The sequence below is a fragment of the Zwartia panacis genome (genome assembly GCF_030410395.1).
Lineage (GTDB): Bacteria > Pseudomonadota > Gammaproteobacteria > Burkholderiales > Burkholderiaceae_B > Zwartia > Zwartia panacis.
The window spans coordinates 117,700-134,991 of record NZ_JAUHHF010000004.1 but is presented as its reverse complement, the minus strand read 5'-3'; the positions used below and the strand labels follow the sequence as shown (position 1 = coordinate 134,991).

Below are 17,292 nucleotides of genomic sequence, written 5' to 3'. Positions count from 1 at the left end.
TATAGAACGCAGCGCCACCTCGGCGGGCATGAGATAATTTTCCTCGTGATAACTCGTTTAAACCGGATTCAATATGGCTGCGGTCAGGGTCGGCATTGCACAAATTAACGCATTGGTAGGTGACTTGGCGGGGAACGCCCGGCTTGTGTTCGAGGCTGCCCGAGACGCTTATGCCCAGGGCGCAAGGGTTTTATTGACGCCCGAGCTTGCGCTGACGGGTTATCCACCCGAGGATTTATTGCTCAGGCCTGCTTTTGTCCAAAAATGCGAAGTTTCATTACGCAGCCTATGTGCGGAGCTCTCTTCCCTAAAGGGGATGCACGTGGTGGTTGGGCATGTTTGTCAAACTCCTGAGGGTTTGCGCAATGCGGCCTCTGTTCTGGCAGATGGCCAGATTCTTGGCACATACTTTAAAAAAGAATTGCCCAATTATTCGGTTTTCGACGAAAAGCGCTATTTTGTTCCTGGTGAGGCTCCTCTGAGTTTCAGTATCGAAGGCGTGCGATTTGGGATCAATATTTGCGAGGACATCTGGGGAAACTCAGCACCCGAAGCGGCAGCGAACCAAAATGTTCAGGCTTTACTCGTGCTGAATGCCTCGCCCTTTAGCCTGGGCAAGCAGGAACAACGGGTTCGTGTGGCATCCAGGTGTGTCAATCGCACGCATTGCGCACTGATTTATGCAAATCTCGTGGGGGCTCAAGACGAGCTTATTTTTGATGGCGCATCTTTTGTGTTGTCACGAGACGGTCTGATGGTCTTGCGGTCGGCCGACTTTTCATCCGATCTAAGTTTTATTGAAATTTCGGAATCTGGTGAGGTTTTGGCGCCAAAAATTGGTACCACTGCGGATTCTTCATTGGCCCAAAGGGCATTGACCCCTCAAATCCAATCAGAGGAGGCCCTTGTTTGGGAAGCCCTCAAGCTTTGCTTAACTGATTATGTACACAAAAACGGTTTCCGCAGCGTAATTCTAGGTTTGTCTGGCGGGATAGATTCGGCCGTAGTGTTGGCCGTGGCTGTGGACGCGTTGGGCGCCGATCGCGTTCATGCCGTGATGATGCCTTCACGATTTACTGCTGATATTTCTCAGATCGATGCCCGGGATATGGCCAAACGGCTTGGAATCGACTACCGAGAAATTGCGATTGCTGAACTAGCCAATAGCTTTGATCAAGTATTGGCACCTTTTTTCGCTGGCAGAGCCCCAGACGCCACAGAGGAAAATATTCAGGCCAGATTGCGTGGCATGCTCTTGATGGCGCTTTCCAACAAGTTTGGCCACTTAGTTCTCACGACGGGTAATAAGTCTGAACTTTCTACTGGTTATTGCACCTTGTACGGCGATATGGCTGGTGGATTCGCTGTTTTGAAGGATGTGGCCAAAACCTTGGTGTATCGACTCGCTCGCTGGCGCAATACTATTTCAGAGGTCATCCCTGTCAGAATCATCACGCGTCCGCCCTCAGCGGAACTGAGAGCGGATCAAACCGATCAGGATAATCTGCCTGAATATGACGTGATTGACGCAATTATTGAGCATTACGTTGAGCGTAACGCCTCCGTCGCAGACATCATTGCTTCCGGCTATTCCAAAGAAGCCGTTGAGCAGGTTGTCCGCTTAATCCGGATCAATGAATACAAGCGCAAGCAGGGTCCTTTTGGTCCGCGCATCACTGAGCGGGCATTCGGACGGGATTGGCGTTATCCTTTATCAAACGGTTTTCGTGATTGATCACAATTTTTCTCAATAACAGGACTCATCGTGAAGCAAGTGACAGCCATTATCAAGCCCTTCAAACTTGACGAAGTGCGCGAGGCTCTGGCCGAAGTCGGCGTAAACGGGTTGACCGTGACAGAGGTCAAAGGATTCGGACGTCAAAAGGGACACACCGAACTTTATCGAGGCGCTGAATACGTTGTCGATTTTTTGCCAAAAATACGCGTTGAGATGGTAGTAGCGGACGAAGCTGTCGACAGGGTGATCGAAGCGATTGTGCGCGCAGCACGCACAGGGAAAATTGGCGATGGCAAAATTTTTGTCACACCAGTCGAGCAGGCGATTCGAATTCGTACAAGCGAGAGCGGTGACGCCGCCCTGTAATTTCGCCGCGCTGTATTTTTAAAAATCTTAATAGTGACGACTTAAATGAAACAATTCGACTGGGCCAACCCCTATCCAACGATTCGCATTCCGGTATTCGCGCGCAATGTGGTGTCAACCTCACATCCCTTGGCCGCACAAGCTGGTTTGCGCATGCTTCTGAAGGGTGGATCCGCGGTCGATGCCGTCATCGCCGCTGCGGCTGCGATAACGCTTGTGGAGCCAGTCTCTTGTGGATTGGGCGGAGATGCCTTCGCCATTGTTTGGGACGGAAAAACTTTACAAGGTTTAAATGCTTCGGGTTATGCGCCACAGGCATGGGACATCGATTATTTCAAAAAGAAATATGGCGTAGACGTCAACGGTCTGGCCAAGGCACCCAAACGTGGTGTGGATGCTATCACCGTGCCTGGTGTGGTGGCGGGTTGGGCGGCCCTACATGAGCGTTACGGCAAACTCCCGTTTGCAGAGCTCATGGAGCCCGCTATCGAAATTGCCGAGCGTGGCTATGCCGTTCCTCCCGTCGTGGCTCAAAAATGGGCAGCGGCTGTTCCAGAACTCAAGGATCAACCCGGTTTTGCCCATACTTTTATGCCCGAGGGCAGGGCGCCTAAAGTCGGTGAACGGTTTGTTTTCAAGGATGTCGCCCAGACTCTAAAGCGTATCGGTGCGACGCTGGGTCGAGACATGTACGAAGGGGAAACTGCTGAAAAGCTGGTGGCCTTTATTCGTGAGCATGGTGGTGCACATACGTTGGAGGACTTCCGTCAGTACCGGCCGGAATGGGTCACTCCGATTTCGAAAAATTATCGTGGTTACACTTTGCATGAAATTCCTCCCAACGGTCAGGGCATTTCCGCACTGCAGGCACTCGGTATTCTTGGGCACTTCGATCTCGCAAACATGAAGGTTGATTCTGTCGAATCCCAGCATGTGCAGATCGAAGCGATGAAGCTCGCGATGGCTGACTTGTATCGCTATGTGGCTGATCCTCGCACGATGGAGGTCAGCCCTGAGCAAATGCTAGATGATGCTTACCTGGCTGAACGCGCCAAACTGATCGATATGAAACGGGCAACCCATTTCCCCGCTGGCATGCCTCCCACAGGAGGAACGATTTATCTGACCGCAGCCGATGAAAATGGCATGATGGTCTCTTTCATTCAATCCAATTACATGGGTTTTGGCTCTGGCGTTGTTGTGCCAGGGACTGGCGTAAGCTTCCAAAACCGTGGAGTCGGATTTTCAATGAATCCGACCTCAGCCAATGTTGTCAAGGGTCACAAGCGTCCTTTCCACACCATCATTCCCGGCTTTTTGACTCGAGACGGAGAGCCTGTGATGAGTTTTGGTGTCATGGGTGGAGACATCCAGCCCCAGGGACACATACAGACTGTGATTCGCATGGTGGACTATCACCAACAACCACAAGCTGCATGTGATGCTCCGCGCTGGAAAGTCAATCGCGACTTCACGCTCGATGTCGAGTCCACGATGCGTGCTTCAACGATCGCAGGGCTTGAAAAACTGGGTCACTCTCTGAAGGCCATTGACGATCCATACATGGATTTTGGTTCGGGTCAGTTTATCTGGCGCTTATCCAAAGATCTTGAACATGGATATGTCGTGGCAAGTGATAGTCGACGTGATGGTCAGGCCGTAGGCTTTTAAGGCTTTGGGCTTTTTCACTTGCTTAAACTTATCCGCCAAAACTCAGGTAAAAAACACTCCGTGACTAAGAGCGGAGTGTTTTGCCTCGAAAATACTGATCTTCTGGCCAGAAGAGCAGGGTGAGGCCAGAGCTCAGCCAGTGACTTTTGGGTAAAAGGATACGCTGTTCGATAAAGCGCCGTTTGTCTGTTGAGGCACGCTAATTCAAAGCTCGATCGGGTGATTTCGGGGTTGTCGTACAAAATGTCCGCCAGTGGCCGACTCCTCAGGCGACGCATGCCTTGCCAGACGCCGTGAGAGGCTTGGAGAGGCGTGACGCTTCTTGCCACCACACACTCAACATGATCAACACTCATGACAATCTCCCTGATCCATACAGGAGACATGGTGTTCAAGCCCAAAGGCTGAGCTTCTTCGGGTGTCGCCCCATCTGAGTACTCGGCGATCACTCGTAGTGTCAAGGGTCCGATCTTGCGCAGTGCATGTGTCAACGCACCGGGTTTGGTTAACCAAGCCTTTTGGTTCTCAGATAATGAAGGTCTGGGTTGTTTGCGCCAGGTCATTGGACGTTCAAATCTATTCATGGATGTGTATTATCCAACTTATGGAAAAGTTGCGTATTTCAAAATTGATGGCAGACCGGGGTTTGTGCTCACGTCGAGAAGCGGACAGCTATATCGAACGCGGTTGGGTGAAGGTCGATGGTGTAGTCGCCACGCTTGGCGAACGAGCCTTTCCCTCGCAGACGATTACTCTTGATAGAAATGCTGCTGCGCAGCAAATATCCAGAGTCACAATCCTGATCCATAAACCGATGGCTTATGTCTCGGGACAAGCGGAGGATGGCTACACCCCTGCAGTCGCCCTGATCAATGCTCAAAGTCGATCTGAGACGGATAGAAGTCCGCTTAAATTCGATCGTGCTCATTTGCGTGGGTTGGCTGTGGCTGGTCGGCTTGACATAGATTCGACAGGACTCTTGGTACTGACTCAAGATGGGCGCATCGCGCGACAGTTGATCGGCGAGGACTCCGAAATCGAAAAAGAATATCTGGTCCGTGTTCAGGGGCGTTTAGCCCCTGGTGGACTTGAGCTGCTGAATGAAGGTCTCTCGCTTGACGGCAAGCGTTTAAAACGCGCGCAAGTCAGATGGCAAAACGATGATCAACTTCAGTTCGTGCTGCGCGAAGGCAAGAAACGCCAAATTCGCCGGATGTGCGAACTCGTCGGTCTCAAGGTCCTCGGACTTAAACGCGTCAGAATTGGAGGCGTCAGGCTCTCAGATCTTCCTGTTGGGCAATGGCGTTACCTTGGTCCCCACGAGCGCTTTTAGCTAGTGTGTCAGAAAATCGAGTTTGTATGACGCTCGCTCATCCTGACCAAGGGTGCGGACAAGCCAGGGCAATGTTTCTTTCATCGTAGCGGCGAGGGTCCACGGGGGATTGATCACAAAAATACCGCTCCCGTGCAGTCCTAAACCGTCCGCGCCTGGTTTGTGAACAGTCAAGCTGACATGTGTCCAGTTTTTTCCAGCTAGTTTTTCAATTTGTCGCGGGAGTTCTTGAGCTTCGCGACGTTGCACTTGTGGATACCATATTGCATAGCAGCCTGTTGGAAAACGGACCATCGCGTCTTTCATCGTATCAATCACCCTTCTGTAATCATGTTTGTCTTCGTAAGAAGGATCAATCAACACGATTGCACGACGAGAGGGGGGAGGAATGTGACCTTTGAGTCCTGCGAATCCGTCATCACCAAACACAGCAGTTTGGCGGGGCACACGGACTGTGCGTTGGTCAAGATTTTGTCTCAAGATGTTCGATTCGTTCGGATGCATTTCAAACAGTCGTAATTTGTCTTGAGATCGACATGCTTCCAAAGCCAACCAAGGTGATCCGGGATAAATGCGTAGGTTTCCGTCAGGGTTCAGATCCCGGATCATGTCTAAATAATGCATCACAGCGGGTGGTGGCGATTTTGCTTGCCAGATTCGAGCGATTCCATCCACGTATTCGCCTTTTTTCTGGGCCCATTGTCCTTCCAAGTCATATAAACCAGCGCCAGCATGCAAGTCGATGAACCAGTAGGGCGTGTCTTTTTGATTGAAGTATTGAAGAATATGGGTCAAAACGATGTGTTTGAGCACATCGGCATGATTGCCTGCATGAAAACCATGGCGGTAACTGAACAAATGACTCTCCGTTATAAAGCTAATTTTAGTGTTCGTGTGGGATCAGAAAGGCGGTTGACGCAGTCTAACCCCATCTGTACCAGAGCCGTAAAAGCGCTTTAAGCATAACGCAAGCGAGTGGTAAACTTCGGCGGCTTACTCTTTAGGTGTGCGACTCATTTATGTTTGATTTCATTCGTAGTCATCAGCGCTGGATGCAGCTTATTTTGTTGCTCCTCATTGTTCCTTCCTTTGTCTTCTTTGGCGTTCAGGGATATTCGAGCTTCATGGCCAGTGAGCCTGAGCTAGTCTCTGTCGGGGATCAACCCATCACTTTGGGTCAGTTCAACCAAGCAAGAACGGCTCAGCTCGAGCAGTATCGCAATGCTTTAGGTAGCCAGTTCGATCCGGCAGCGTTTGATACGCCAGAATTTCGTGAACAACTTCTCAATCGGATGATTGATGAGCGGACCGTAGCGCTTGCAGCAGCCAAAGGGCGTTACTCAGTGTCTGACGAGACGCTTCGTCGCACAATCGCAGCCATCCCTGCAGTCCAGGAAAATGGTCAGTTTTCATCTCAGCGCTATCGCGACGTGCTGGCGGCTCAAGGCATGACCCCCACGACGTTCGAACTGGGCCTACGGCGTGATTTGGCTATCGCTCAAGTGCTTCAACCCATTGGATTGACTGCGCGGGTTCCTGCCGAAGTCTCTGAAAATATTCTTGCGCTTCTGACTGAGAAACGGACTGTTGAGCGTCGTGTCTTTTCTGCTACTGATTTTTCAAAATCAATCGATGTGACCGAGGCGGATATCAAAAAGTGGTACGACAGTAATCAGTCAAAATTATTGATTCCTGAAAATGTTGACGTTCAGTTTATTGTTCTCAATGAGCAGGCCGCCTCAAAAAATGTCAAGGTGACCGAAGAAAACATAGAAAGTTTTTATAAACAGAACCAAGCAAGATATGGCCAACCCGAGCGTAGGCGTGTGAGTCATATATTGATAGAGTTACCTGCCTCGGCCAATGATGCAGTCAAGGCAGAGGCTCGTGCGAAAGCAGAGGATTTGGCCAAGAAAGCTGCCGCGGCTCCCCAGTCTTTCGCGTCGCTCGCCAAGGACTTTTCCCAAGATACGGGTTCGGCCAATCAAGGTGGGGATTTAGGCTGGATCACTAAAAACATGCTTGTCCCCCAAGTTGAAAATGCAGTGTTCGATCTGGAGCGTGGCAAGATATCAGGTGTTGTGGAAAGTCCTTTTGGATATCACATCATCAACGTCGTAGATATTCAGCCTGCCTCGGTCAAATCTCTCGCAGAAGTCAAAGAGGACATTACAAACGAAATTCGCAAGCAACTTGCTGCAGAACAATTCGCTCAGCTTGGCAGCAAACTGACCAGTTTGGTATATGACCAAAGAGATAGTTTGAGTCCTATTGCGACAGCGTTGAATTTGCCGATTCGTTCGGCTTCCGGTTTGACGCGCGATGGTCTCTTGCCCGCTTCGCAACGATCGGGACCTGAGTTGCCTGAAGATGAACAGACTATCTTGGGTAATCCTAAAGTTCGTCAGGCTGTTTTTTCCTCGGACGTTTTGAAGGAAAAACTCAACTCAGGAGTAATTGAAGTTTCTCCCGATGTGATTGTGGCCATTCGTGTATCGGCTATTCATCCCGCGCATGTTCCAGCCTTGGCTGCTGTGTCACAGCAAATCAAGCAACGGTTAACTGATGAGCTTTCCTTAGCCGCGGCACAAGCTGCGGGTCAAAAGGAGTTGGATCTGCTGAAGGCCAAACCCGATAGTGAGGTTAAGGATTTTGAACCAGCGGTAGAAGTCACTCGGCAACAACCTTCATCTTTGACACGAGAGCAGCTCGAAGCTGCAATGTCTGCGAGCCCACAGCCTTTACCCAGTTTTGTAGGTGTGGCAGGGGCGGATCAATATACGATCCTAAAAGTATCAAAGATTGAGCCAGGTGCAAAACCTGAGGCAACTCAGCTTAATCAGTTGCAAGCACAACTCTCTCAAGCATGGGGGGCTGCAGAGGAACAAGCGGCTCTCAAGGTGTTGCGAAACGAGTTCAAAGTCAAACTATTGCCGGATGCGAATAAACTCATCAGCGGTGAGTTAGACGCAGCCAAACTTTAAATAGTTATCGAAGCATGGGTGCGAGCTTTTCAAGAACGTTTCCCATCAAAATTGGTTGAGCTTGTTCATTAGGGTGAATGGTATCGGCCTGGAACATTTCAGGCCGATCGGCAATACCTTCCAGAAAAAATGGCACGAGTCCGGTTTGCTCAGACTGCGCAATCTGCGCAAATAATTCTCTAAATGCAGTGGTGTATTCCGTACCGTAGTTTGGTGGAATTTGCATGCCTGCAAGCAGAACCTGTGCGCCAGTCTCTTTCGCCAGCCGAACCATTTCAAGGATATTATTTCTCGTCAATGACAAGGGCAGACCTCTCAACGCGTCATTGGCCCCGAGTTCGATCAAGACAATATTCGGTTTTGTCCGCGCAAGTAGTGCTTTGATTCTGGACACCCCCCCACTTGTCGTGTCGCCGCTGATACTTGCATTGATAATTTCCGCAGACGGATGCGTTTTAGCCAGGGATTGTTTCAATAGTTCTACCCAGCCAGTCCCTCGCTTTAATCCATACTCAGCCGACAGGCTGTCCCCAATGATCAGGATCCGTTCTGTTATTGTTTGTGTTGGTTGTTGAGCTTGGGCGTGTTGAAGCGATGCTAGGCCAACAGACAGCCCCAAGATCCCTAATAAGATCATGCGTCGATAGAAAGAGAATGAATTCATGAATGCTGCCACTAATGCGATAGTAGTCAATAGGCTTTGCAAGCGGGTATCCGATGCATCGGGTATGTTGAATATTTTAGATGACGTCAGTTTTACCGTCACTCAAGGCCAGTCTATTGCAATTACTGGAGCTTCGGGATCAGGCAAGTCAACGCTCCTGGGCTTACTTGCGGGTTTGGACCAGCCAAGCTCTGGGGAAGTTCAATTGCTAGGTCAATCTCTTTCAGCCATGAATGAGGATGAAAGAGCAGCCTTTAGAGCAAATAACGTTGGTTTTGTATTCCAGTCTTTTCAGCTTCTTCCAAATTTAACTGCCATTGAAAATGTCATGCTTCCTCTGGAATTGGCTGGGATTGCTGCGGAGGAACCTGCCAAACAAATGTTGCTGCGTGTGGGGCTTGGTGCAAGACTCAATCATTACCCAACCACATTATCTGGCGGAGAGCAGCAGCGCGTTTCGATTGCTCGCGCTTTTGTTCAAAAGCCAGTCCTTATTTTTGCTGATGAGCCAACAGGTAGTCTGGATGAAACAACAGGTTCGAAAGTCATTGAGTTGATGTTCGAACTGGCAAGGCAACAAAACACCACTCTGATCTTGGTGACTCATGATCCATCATTGGCGGCCCGTTGTGACAGGCAGCTTGTTTTGCATTCTGGTCGTCTCGATCTATGATCTGCGGCTGAACATCAAGTACGACTCCGACGCCACTCAATCAGACTATTGAATATTCCACTTGCGCAAATAATACCTATACCGATCCACGTGGTTTGATCGGGTAAATGGGACCAGACGATCCATCCGATGGTCGCGGCAAAAGTAATCTGAATATAAATAAATGGCGCCAGCAAGGACGCTGGAGCATATCGATAGGATTGAATCTGTAAGAGGTGTCCCAAGCCGCCTGCAACACCACTGAGCAATAAAATCACCCAGTTAAGCGGGCTGAGTGTTTTAAGAATATCCACGGCATCCGGAAGAACAAAAGGCAAGCTTAATGTCAGTGTTCCTGCACCGATCGCTCCACTCCAAAGTACCGTTGTGAATGCGCTGTCGTGGGCGAGCATTCTTGATAAAAGATGCTGAGCCGTAAATAAACAGGCTGTGATGAGACCCATGATGACGCCCATCGCTGGCAGTCCTGCAGACGGTCGTATCACTATCATCACCCCGACTAATCCAATCGCTGCGGCTACCCAGCGCGATTTTCTGATGGGCTCCTTTAAAACCCATGGAGCGATCGAAAGCATCAGAAGTGGTGCGATAAAAATCAAGGCCGTCGCCTCGGCTTGGTGCAGGTAGCTTAAAGAAGTAAAAAAAGAAAGTGCCGATCCCAGCATCGCAGCTGCCCGCAAGCACTGCAGTTTCGGCATTTTGCTTTTAAAAACAGTCAATCCGCGGCTGGGCAAAATAATGAATAACAACAAAACCAAATGAATGGCGTATCTAAACCAGCAAAAAACGAGCAGGGGAACCCCGACGGCCATGACCCACTTGCCCATGCCATCAAGCATTGTCAATAGAAGCAAGGAAAGAAGTAAGGAAGCGACGCCTAACAAAGGCCGCTGGGCAGGGTAGGTGGATGCTTGTGCTGAATTGAGGGCGGTGACCCGGGGCATCGACCAGACTCCTATCTGTAGTGTATTTTGGGGGTACGACTGAGATCATACGCTTGTTATTTATCTTGTATCGTGACAGAGCCTTGCTAAAATCCTACATTATGAAAACCAACCGCCTATTTACGGATTTTTATCGAACCATCATCTTACGGGTGGTTTTGGGTCTGTTTTTGAGCATTTCCCTCAATGCTTTTGCCCAGTTTTTACCTCAAACTGAGTTGAATGTTGTCGGCGGGCGCAGTACACGTTTAACTTACACAGATGTTGAAAAACCATTTTGGAGCGACACTCTTTCAGAACGCTCTGCGGGTGCAGTCACCGCTCAGATCAAGGGTTTTGACGAAATGGGCCTCAAAGGCCAGGAGCTGATGCGTCTCATGGGGCAGGGGGTGATTGAATTTGGCGTCTTGCCACTCTCATATTACGCACCCGACAATCCCCTTTTCGAAGCCGTTGACATAGCAGGACTTGCATCCAGTTCAAGCATTGCCAAAGAAACCGCCAGTGCCTTTTCACCCGTGCTGAGTCATTACCTTTCGTCCTCACAGCAAATAAAGATGCTGGGCATTGCCCCCTATGGCGCTCAGTTTTTATTCTGTAATACCGAGATGAGAGGATTGTCAGACCTGCGCGGACAAACAATCAGGACGATTACGCAAACCCAAGCTGAACTTTTCGAAGCACTGGGTGCGAAAAGCGTCAATATCCCATTTGGTGAGGTACTGAATGCTCTTGAAAAGAAAACGATTACTTGTGCAGTCGCAGGAGCGCTGTCAGGTTACACCGCCAAGTGGTACACAGTTACCACACATTTGTTTGCTCTGCCTATTGGCTGGAATCAAGAAGTGCATGCTGTCAATCAAAAAGCCTGGGATAAGCTTTCTCCACCTTTGCAAGGATTTATCGAGGCGAACATTGAGCAACTCATTGAGAATTTATGGGTGTTCTCTGAAAAGCTGACCAAACGCGGAATTGATTGCAACACCGGAAGTAAAGAATGTGCATTGATACCACGGGGGCAAATGACGCTGGTCGTCCCCACGGCTGCAGATCTGGCGTTGGTGAAACGGCTCGCGACGCAAAAAGTTCTTTCTGCATGGGCAGAAAGATGCTCAGATTCTTGCGTCGCTGACTATAACCAGACAGTTGGCAAACTACTTAAAACAAATGTTAAAAAGTAGTTTGCAGTCAGTCACTCTTCTTGAGCAATGCCACTCGGGTGATCTGAAGTCATTACTTCAGGTCGGTGGCACGCAAATCCCAAAGAAGCTGGAAAGTGTGATGGCTCTCTGTTGGCAAACTTAAAAAGTTGCTGATCCAGGCCCCAGCGATCTGGGCGCTTTCCAACGTGGTCGTATCGATGACCATAAATGGCTCTAGGACTCTTTTGCTCACATCCTCAGATGGCAAGGGCTTTGAAAGCGCGGGATCTGGAGTGAGTATTCTCACTGTCAGGATTCCGGTCACCGCCTGAAGAAGAGCTTCATGAGCGTTCAATGCGCGTTGTGCATTTTCTATATTACCCAAACAGACGAGGCTGACAGCAGCGCCGGTCCCTGCGCCAAAAACTTCTGTCACAGCATTGACACGCCGATTTGTGTTGCGCATGGCGCTGAAGTTGCGTATCGACCATTCTGTTTGGTTTTCAAAAGCCTGGCGATAAACGTCGCTGGTAAAAACATGCAACGAATCGGTACGATACAGTGCCAGATAGGGGCGTGACGCAGTCTTGGAGTGATAACGACGTGACCATTGAAAGCCAGGAATGGATGCGCGCTCTTGCATGTGCTCAGTGTCGTACCACTGATTAAAGTCATGCTCATTTTCTGGGGTCACGTCCGTCCAGATCAGGAGTTCACCCTTTGCGTGTTGAGACTGTTCAATCACTGCTGATTTCGTCATGGTGATGCTTAACCTTTGGCTCGAATGATTTTTTTGACTTGAGGAACGTGTCGAATGGAACGGAAAACTTGCGCAAGATGTCTGCGGCTGTCGACCTGAACGGTAAGATTGAGAACGACAGTCGCCATTGCATCATCGTGCATCGTGACGTGAATGATATTGGAATCCGCCTGCGCAACTTCTGCCGCGATTCGACTCAATACGCCGCGTTCATTTTTAGCGACGATATCAATTCGCGCCGACAGATGTTTAGCTGTTTCTTCGTCCCAGGCAACTTCAACCCAGCGCTCAGGCTCTTTGATTCTTGCTCTGAGAGCCACAGGGCATTCTGCGGTGTGCACGACGAGACCATGTCCAACACGAATGCCAGCGATAATTTGGTCGCCTGGTAGGGGGCCGCAACAAGGCGCTAGTTGCACACCTTGACCTTCATTTCCATGAATTTGGATGGGCGTAAGTTTTGCGGACGACATCTCATCATCCGCAGCAGCTGTTGTGGCAATTAATGGGTGATCGGGCGCGAAGCGGCGAGCGACAACCGCAGCCAATCGTTTTCCAAGTCCAATATCCGCGAGAATTTCCTCGCGCGACTTGGCTCCACTCGATTTGGCTAATTTTTCCCAGATTGGGTCATCACTGGCTGGTAGACTCAGTTTAAGCTCGCTTAAAGCCTGAGTGAGCATTCTTTCGCCAAATGCTGCAGATTCATCGTATTGCAAAGTCCGCAGATAGTGTCTGATTTCTGAACGCGCGCGACCCGTTCTTGCATAGTTGAGCCACTGGGCACTTGGACGTGATGTTTGTGAGGTCGTGATGGAGACTGAATCGCCATTTGCAAGTTCAGTGCGCAAAGGCACTTCCTCACCATTTACTTTACATCCCACGGCATGATTGCCCACATCTGTGTGGATGCTGTAGGCAAAATCTACAGCCGTGGCGCCACGGGGTAATGAAACAATCTTTCCCTTGGGAGTAAAGACATACACAGCATCAGGAAACAAGTCGACTTTTACATGCTCGAGAAACTCGGTTGAATCCCCTGTTTGATTTTGTATATCCAATAGCGATTGCAGAGATTTGCTCGTTCGCGACTGAATTTCCTGAAGATTCGACTGATCCCCTTTGTATAACCAGTGGGCCGCTACGCCTTCCTCAGCCACTTGGTGCATATCGTGTGTTCGAAACTGAAACTCGATGGGGGTGCCAAATGGTCCAACCAAGGTTGTGTGAAGAGATTGATAACCGTTGATTTTAGGGATGGCAATGTAATCTTTGAACTTGCCTGGAACAGGCCGATAGAGCTGATGAACAATCCCCATTGCCATATAACACTCAGGCAGGGTTCTGACGATTACCCGAAAACCATATATATCGAGCACATTCGACAGACTTTTCTTTTGCTTGACCATCTTGCTATAGATGGCATAGAGAGTTTTCTCACGTCCTCTGACTTCGCTGTCGATCCCAGCCGCGGGTAACGCTGCGCGAACCTGCTCGTCGATTCGCGTCAACACCTCGCGTCGATTGCCACGCGCGGCCATCACAGCCTTTTCGAGTACGCGGTAGCGGTTGGGATAAATCGCGGCAAAACAGAGGTCCTGCAGTTCTCTGTACAGTGCATTCAAACCTAATCTGTGCGCGATTGGGGCATAGATATCCAGAGTTTCACGAGCAACACGTCTGCGCTTTTCTGGACTGACCGCATCAAGCGTGCGCATATTGTGCAACCGATCAGCGAGCTTGATGAGAATGACGCGAATATCTCGCGCCATAGCCAGCAACATTTTTCTAAAGCTTTCAGCCTGTTGCTGTGCCTTGCTTGCAAATTCGAGTCGGTCAAGTTTAGAGAGCCCATCTACGAGTTCAGCGACCTCCGGTCCAAATTTTTCGAGAAGCTCCTGTTTCGCAATGTCCTGGTCTTCCATGACATCATGCAACAAAGCGGCACGGATGGCGTCCACATCAAGCTTCCAGCCTGCGCATATTTCAGCTACCGAGATGGGATGGCTGATGTAAGGAGAACCGCTTGAACGAAACTGTCCTAAATGTGCCTGATCTGAAAAACGATAGGCATCGCGAACGAGTGCAACATCTTTGGCATCGAGATAGCCATCAAGCAGAAGTTGCAGGGAAGCCATTGAAGCAATGGCGGGTTCTGCTTCTGTGACAACAGGTGTGGCTGAACCAGAAACCGCTCCAAGTTTTTCTTGAGGAGCGGTCGGTCTTCGGGTGAGACGTGAGCCTGCGCGCAGGGCGGCTAGTAACCCGGATGATGCATACCGAAGTCCGGGGAAGGCCATGATTGATTAGCTCAGGTTGGAACCTTGCGGAGCATTTCGATACCGGTCAAGCCTGCTGCAACTTCGCGAAGAGCGGTCACTGTAGGCTTATCTTTGCTGTCCAGGCGCGCTGCGTGGCCTTGTGCGAGTTCGCGCGCACGGTACGTAGCTGCCAATGTGAGCTTAAAACGGTTAGGAATATGCTCGAGGCAATCGTCAACGGTGATGCGGGCCATGGAAATCCTGTCTGAGAAGTGTGAGTTTTACAAGTGATGACTAGTATAGCTTTAGCGAACTATCAAGGGAGCAAATCAAAGGATCTAAATAGATCTGGATTTCTGGCAAGTTGACGAGGGTAGCGCAACTTGGCTGTTTCAATGATCTGGCTTAATTGTGTCAAGGCAACGCTAAAGTCTTGATTAATAATAACATATTCAAACTCCGGTGCATGAGAGATTTCCTCACTCGCGGCCTCAATTCGCCTTTCAATGACTGTTTCAGCGTCTTGTCCCCGTTGTGTGAGTCGCTCTCTAAGCGTAGAAATCGAGGGCGGCAATATAAATACACCAATTGCCTCGGGAAACAATTTCTTGACTTGTCGGGCACCTTGCCAGTCGATCTCAAGCAAAATGTCCTGACCAAACGCGACTGCCTGATCGATCTTGTCCCGCGGGGTACCGTAAAAATTACCATGCACTTCTGCCCATTCAAGCAACTGGTTGTTTTGACGCAGCGCATCAAATTGCTCACGAGTCACAAATCGATAGTCTTTACCGTCAGTCTCGCCAGATCGCGGAGGGCGTGTCGTACAAGAGACAGACAGGCACAAAGTGGGATCTCGAGCCAGGAGTGCATTGACCAGGCTCGATTTCCCCGCCCCGCTTGGAGCGACAACCATAAAAACGTTTCCGGCTACCAGAGACATAGGTGACAATGGAGATTAGTTAGATAAGATAAAAGCATAGCAGAGTGCTCAACACGACAACCCTTTTTATGACTGAAGGAATGTAACGGACATGAAGAACCCGCCACTGATTACGGTTTCCGAGCTTCAGGCTCGACTGACACAAAATCCTGCAAAAGTACTGATTTGCGATTGTCGGTACGATTTGGTGGATTCCGAGCTCGGACTTCGTGCTTATGAGTCTGGTCATATCCCTGGAGCCATCTATCTGAATTTGGGTGAGGTTCTCAGTGGTGCACCCAATGGATCAAATGGACGTCATCCTTTGCCAGACCCTGACCGTCTGGCGGCAGATCTTGCTGCGTTAGGCGTTAATACCGACACCTTGATCGTTGCCTATGATTCGCCAGGTGCTTCGTATGCCGCCCGTCTGTGGTGGTGCGCACGTTGGGTTGGACATTCCCATGTCGCAGTTCTGGATGGAACGATTCAAGCGTGGACCCAGGCGGGTCTTCCTCTCACGACAGACAAACCCGTTCGCCGGGCAGTTGGAAATTTCAAGCGGACAACGTCCCTGACTAAAACTGTCAACTATGCCGATGTTCGCTCAGGGCTTGGACGACAAGACCGGTTGATTATTGATGGCCGACCCGAAGATCGGTTCCAAGGCTTAAATGAAACCCTTGACCCCAAGGCAGGTCATATTCCCGGATCTTTAAGTCGATTTTCTAAAAATAATCTGGATGAAGAGTCCCGCTTTAAATCACCTGAGGTCCTCCGATCTGAATTTTTAAGGATATTGGGTCGCCATTCACCCGATCAGGTTGTCGCAAGTTGCGGATCAGGGGTGGCTGCGTGTCATCTCCTGCTGGCAATGGAGCTTGCAGGCCTTCAAGGCGCGGCGCTCTATGGAGGCTCTTGGAGCGAGTGGTGCGCGCAGCCCGATGCATTAATTGAAACGGGTCCGGCGCGCGCTTCAAACTGACGCAATACTTGAAACGCGACACACGAGTGTGCGTTGATCATTTATTATTTCAACGCTCAAGACAGAGCGTTAAACATAAGGAAAAAGAATGTCTGAATTAAAGGTTGCGGTGATTACAGGAGCAGGTTCTGGTATCGGTCGCGCAGTGGCGATTCACCTGGCCAGAGCCGGCTATCAAGTCGCATTGGCGGGACGGCGCCTAGACGCATTGGAAGAGACCAAAAAAGAAGGTGGAGCACTCGCTTCGAACTTGCACCCTATCGTGACAGATGTCAGTGATGAAGGCTCAGTCAATGCGTTGTTTGCCGAGGTTGTACGTCGCTGGGGAAGATTGGATGTACTGTTCAACAATGCTGGACGTGGCGGCCCGCCAGTACCGATCGAGGATTTGCCTGTCGACATCTGGAAGGATATTGTCAATATCAATTTGACGGGTATGTTCTTGTGCGCGCAGGCGGCTATCCGGATCATGAAGTCGCAAACCCCCCAAGGTGGCCGCATTATCAACAATGGCTCAATTTCTGCTCATGCCCCTCGTCCATTCTCGATCGGATATACGGCAACCAAACACGCTGTGACAGGTCTGACTAAGTCGATCTCTCTCGATACAAGAGCTTATCGCATCGCGTGTAGCCAGATCGATATTGGCAATGCTGCGACACCTATGACGGAGCGCATGACAAAAGGCGTACCTCAGCCCGACGGCTCAACCCGAGTTGAACCACGCATGGATGTGAATCACGTGGCGCAAACAATCACTCAAATGGTGAGTTTTCCGCTTGAGACTAACGTTCAATTTGTCACGATCATGGCAACAACGATGCCATTCGTCGGAAGAGGCTAAAACCT

At 49.9% G+C, this 17,292-nt stretch carries 17 protein-coding genes; 9 read left to right on the top strand and 8 right to left on the bottom strand.

Features of this window, described 5'->3' with window-relative positions; all coding sequences use genetic code 11:
- The first annotated feature begins 73 nt into the window (after window positions 1-73).
- From QWY30_RS07685 to QWY30_RS07675, 3 genes are read left to right on the top strand one after another with little or no spacing between them, the layout of a single operon-like run.
- A complete protein-coding gene (locus QWY30_RS07685; protein WP_290239812.1) occupies window positions 74-1,735 on the top strand; it encodes an NAD+ synthase in 1,662 nt (553 codons plus the stop codon).
- A gap of 30 nt (window positions 1,736-1,765) precedes the next feature.
- On the top strand, window positions 1,766-2,104 hold the full coding sequence (locus tag QWY30_RS07680; protein WP_290239810.1) for a P-II family nitrogen regulator: 339 nt from the start codon (window positions 1,766-1,768) through the stop codon (window positions 2,102-2,104).
- Window positions 2,105-2,149: 45 nt separating this feature from the next.
- Window positions 2,150-3,775, top strand: a complete 1,626-nt coding sequence (locus QWY30_RS07675) for a gamma-glutamyltransferase family protein (protein WP_290239808.1) — start codon at window positions 2,150-2,152, stop codon at window positions 3,773-3,775.
- Window positions 3,776-3,789: 14 nt separating this feature from the next.
- Here the strand turns inward: QWY30_RS07675 and QWY30_RS07670 are convergent, their stop codons facing one another.
- On the bottom strand, window positions 3,790-4,359 hold the full coding sequence (locus QWY30_RS07670) for a chorismate--pyruvate lyase family protein (RefSeq protein WP_290239806.1): 570 nt from the start codon (window positions 4,357-4,359) through the stop codon (window positions 3,790-3,792).
- A 20-nt stretch (window positions 4,360-4,379) separates the two neighbouring features.
- Here QWY30_RS07670 and QWY30_RS07665 point away from each other — a divergent pair, with 20 nt between their 5' ends.
- On the top strand, window positions 4,380-5,108 hold the full coding sequence (locus tag QWY30_RS07665) for a pseudouridine synthase (RefSeq protein WP_290239803.1): 729 nt from the start codon (window positions 4,380-4,382) through the stop codon (window positions 5,106-5,108).
- On the opposite strand, the gene QWY30_RS07660 is transcribed toward QWY30_RS07665, so the two are convergent.
- Entirely contained in the window at window positions 5,109-5,966 is an 858-nt protein-coding gene (locus QWY30_RS07660) for a 23S rRNA (adenine(2030)-N(6))-methyltransferase RlmJ (protein WP_290239801.1), read from the bottom strand.
- 161 nt (window positions 5,967-6,127) lie between these two features.
- Between QWY30_RS07660 and QWY30_RS07655 the strand changes: the two genes are divergently transcribed.
- Window positions 6,128-8,092: a SurA N-terminal domain-containing protein gene (locus tag QWY30_RS07655; protein ID WP_290239798.1), complete on the top strand. Its 1,965-nt coding sequence runs from the start codon at window positions 6,128-6,130 to the stop codon at window positions 8,090-8,092.
- A gap of 4 nt (window positions 8,093-8,096) precedes the next feature.
- On the opposite strand, the gene QWY30_RS07650 is transcribed toward QWY30_RS07655, so the two are convergent.
- Window positions 8,097-8,756 carry an arylesterase gene (locus QWY30_RS07650; protein ID WP_290239797.1) on the bottom strand — a complete coding sequence of 220 codons (660 nt, stop codon included), beginning with the start codon at window positions 8,754-8,756 and terminating at the stop codon, window positions 8,097-8,099.
- On the opposite strand from QWY30_RS07650, the gene QWY30_RS07645 reads away from it, so the two are divergent.
- A complete protein-coding gene (locus tag QWY30_RS07645) occupies window positions 8,755-9,429 on the top strand; it encodes an ABC transporter ATP-binding protein (protein WP_290239795.1) in 675 nt (224 codons plus the stop codon). The two genes, QWY30_RS07650 and QWY30_RS07645, sit on opposite strands and share 2 nt — an antisense overlap.
- Window positions 9,430-9,443: 14 nt before the next feature.
- On the opposite strand, the gene QWY30_RS07640 is transcribed toward QWY30_RS07645, so the two are convergent.
- On the bottom strand, window positions 9,444-10,373 hold the full coding sequence (locus tag QWY30_RS07640; RefSeq protein ID WP_290239793.1) for a DMT family transporter: 930 nt from the start codon (window positions 10,371-10,373) through the stop codon (window positions 9,444-9,446).
- A 101-nt stretch (window positions 10,374-10,474) separates the two neighbouring features.
- Here QWY30_RS07640 and QWY30_RS07635 point away from each other — a divergent pair, with 101 nt between their 5' ends.
- Complete coding sequence (locus QWY30_RS07635; RefSeq protein ID WP_290239791.1) at window positions 10,475-11,554, top strand: TRAP transporter substrate-binding protein; 1,080 nt, start codon at window positions 10,475-10,477, stop codon at window positions 11,552-11,554.
- Window positions 11,555-11,606: 52 nt separating this feature from the next.
- Here the strand turns inward: QWY30_RS07635 and QWY30_RS07630 are convergent, their stop codons facing one another.
- The 4 genes from QWY30_RS07630 to gmk all read right to left on the bottom strand — a co-directional run bounded on the left by QWY30_RS07630 (window position 11,607) and on the right by gmk (window position 15,479).
- Window positions 11,607-12,275, bottom strand: a complete 669-nt coding sequence (locus QWY30_RS07630; RefSeq protein ID WP_290239789.1) for a DUF4286 family protein — start codon at window positions 12,273-12,275, stop codon at window positions 11,607-11,609.
- Window positions 12,276-12,283: 8 nt separating this feature from the next.
- The gene (locus QWY30_RS07625) at window positions 12,284-14,413 is read right to left on the bottom strand and encodes a RelA/SpoT family protein (protein WP_435433377.1); all 2,130 of its coding nucleotides are present in this window, start codon (window positions 14,411-14,413) and stop codon (window positions 12,284-12,286) included.
- A 173-nt stretch (window positions 14,414-14,586) separates the two neighbouring features.
- Complete coding sequence (gene rpoZ / locus QWY30_RS07620) at window positions 14,587-14,790, bottom strand: DNA-directed RNA polymerase subunit omega (protein ID WP_290239785.1); 204 nt, start codon at window positions 14,788-14,790, stop codon at window positions 14,587-14,589.
- 62 nt (window positions 14,791-14,852) lie between these two features.
- A complete protein-coding gene (gmk, locus tag QWY30_RS07615) occupies window positions 14,853-15,479 on the bottom strand; it encodes a guanylate kinase (protein ID WP_290239783.1) in 627 nt (208 codons plus the stop codon).
- Window positions 15,480-15,570: 91 nt separating this feature from the next.
- Between gmk and QWY30_RS07610 the strand changes: the two genes are divergently transcribed.
- Both QWY30_RS07610 and QWY30_RS07605 read left to right on the top strand, forming a co-directional pair.
- The gene (locus QWY30_RS07610; RefSeq protein WP_290239781.1) at window positions 15,571-16,443 is read left to right on the top strand and encodes a sulfurtransferase; all 873 of its coding nucleotides are present in this window, start codon (window positions 15,571-15,573) and stop codon (window positions 16,441-16,443) included.
- A gap of 88 nt (window positions 16,444-16,531) precedes the next feature.
- The gene (locus QWY30_RS07605; protein WP_290239779.1) at window positions 16,532-17,287 is read left to right on the top strand and encodes an SDR family oxidoreductase; all 756 of its coding nucleotides are present in this window, start codon (window positions 16,532-16,534) and stop codon (window positions 17,285-17,287) included.
- Window positions 17,288-17,292: the final 5 nt, after the last annotated feature.

Coding starts and splice junctions, on each gene's coding strand:
- QWY30_RS07645 (WP_290239795.1), top strand. CDS start 8,755: ATGAATGCTGCCACTAATGCGATAGTAGTCAATAGGCTTTGCAAGCGG.
- QWY30_RS07665 (WP_290239803.1), top strand. CDS start 4,380: ATGGAAAAGTTGCGTATTTCAAAATTGATGGCAGACCGGGGTTTGTGC.
- QWY30_RS07650 (WP_290239797.1), bottom strand. CDS start 8,756: ATGAATTCATTCTCTTTCTATCGACGCATGATCTTATTAGGGATCTTG.
- rpoZ (WP_290239785.1), bottom strand. CDS start 14,790: ATGGCCCGCATCACCGTTGACGATTGCCTCGAGCATATTCCTAACCGT.
- QWY30_RS07655 (WP_290239798.1), top strand. CDS start 6,128: ATGTTTGATTTCATTCGTAGTCATCAGCGCTGGATGCAGCTTATTTTG.
- QWY30_RS07685 (WP_290239812.1), top strand. CDS start 74: ATGGCTGCGGTCAGGGTCGGCATTGCACAAATTAACGCATTGGTAGGT.
- QWY30_RS07630 (WP_290239789.1), bottom strand. CDS start 12,275: ATGACGAAATCAGCAGTGATTGAACAGTCTCAACACGCAAAGGGTGAA.
- QWY30_RS07670 (WP_290239806.1), bottom strand. CDS start 4,359: ATGAATAGATTTGAACGTCCAATGACCTGGCGCAAACAACCCAGACCT.
- gmk (WP_290239783.1), bottom strand. CDS start 15,479: ATGTCTCTGGTAGCCGGAAACGTTTTTATGGTTGTCGCTCCAAGCGGG.
- QWY30_RS07675 (WP_290239808.1), top strand. CDS start 2,150: ATGAAACAATTCGACTGGGCCAACCCCTATCCAACGATTCGCATTCCG.
- QWY30_RS07625 (WP_435433377.1), bottom strand. CDS start 14,413: ATGGCTTCCCTGCAACTTCTGCTTGATGGCTATCTCGATGCCAAAGAT.
- QWY30_RS07605 (WP_290239779.1), top strand. CDS start 16,532: ATGTCTGAATTAAAGGTTGCGGTGATTACAGGAGCAGGTTCTGGTATC.
- QWY30_RS07640 (WP_290239793.1), bottom strand. CDS start 10,373: ATGCCCCGGGTCACCGCCCTCAATTCAGCACAAGCATCCACCTACCCT.
- QWY30_RS07635 (WP_290239791.1), top strand. CDS start 10,475: ATGAAAACCAACCGCCTATTTACGGATTTTTATCGAACCATCATCTTA.
- QWY30_RS07610 (WP_290239781.1), top strand. CDS start 15,571: ATGAAGAACCCGCCACTGATTACGGTTTCCGAGCTTCAGGCTCGACTG.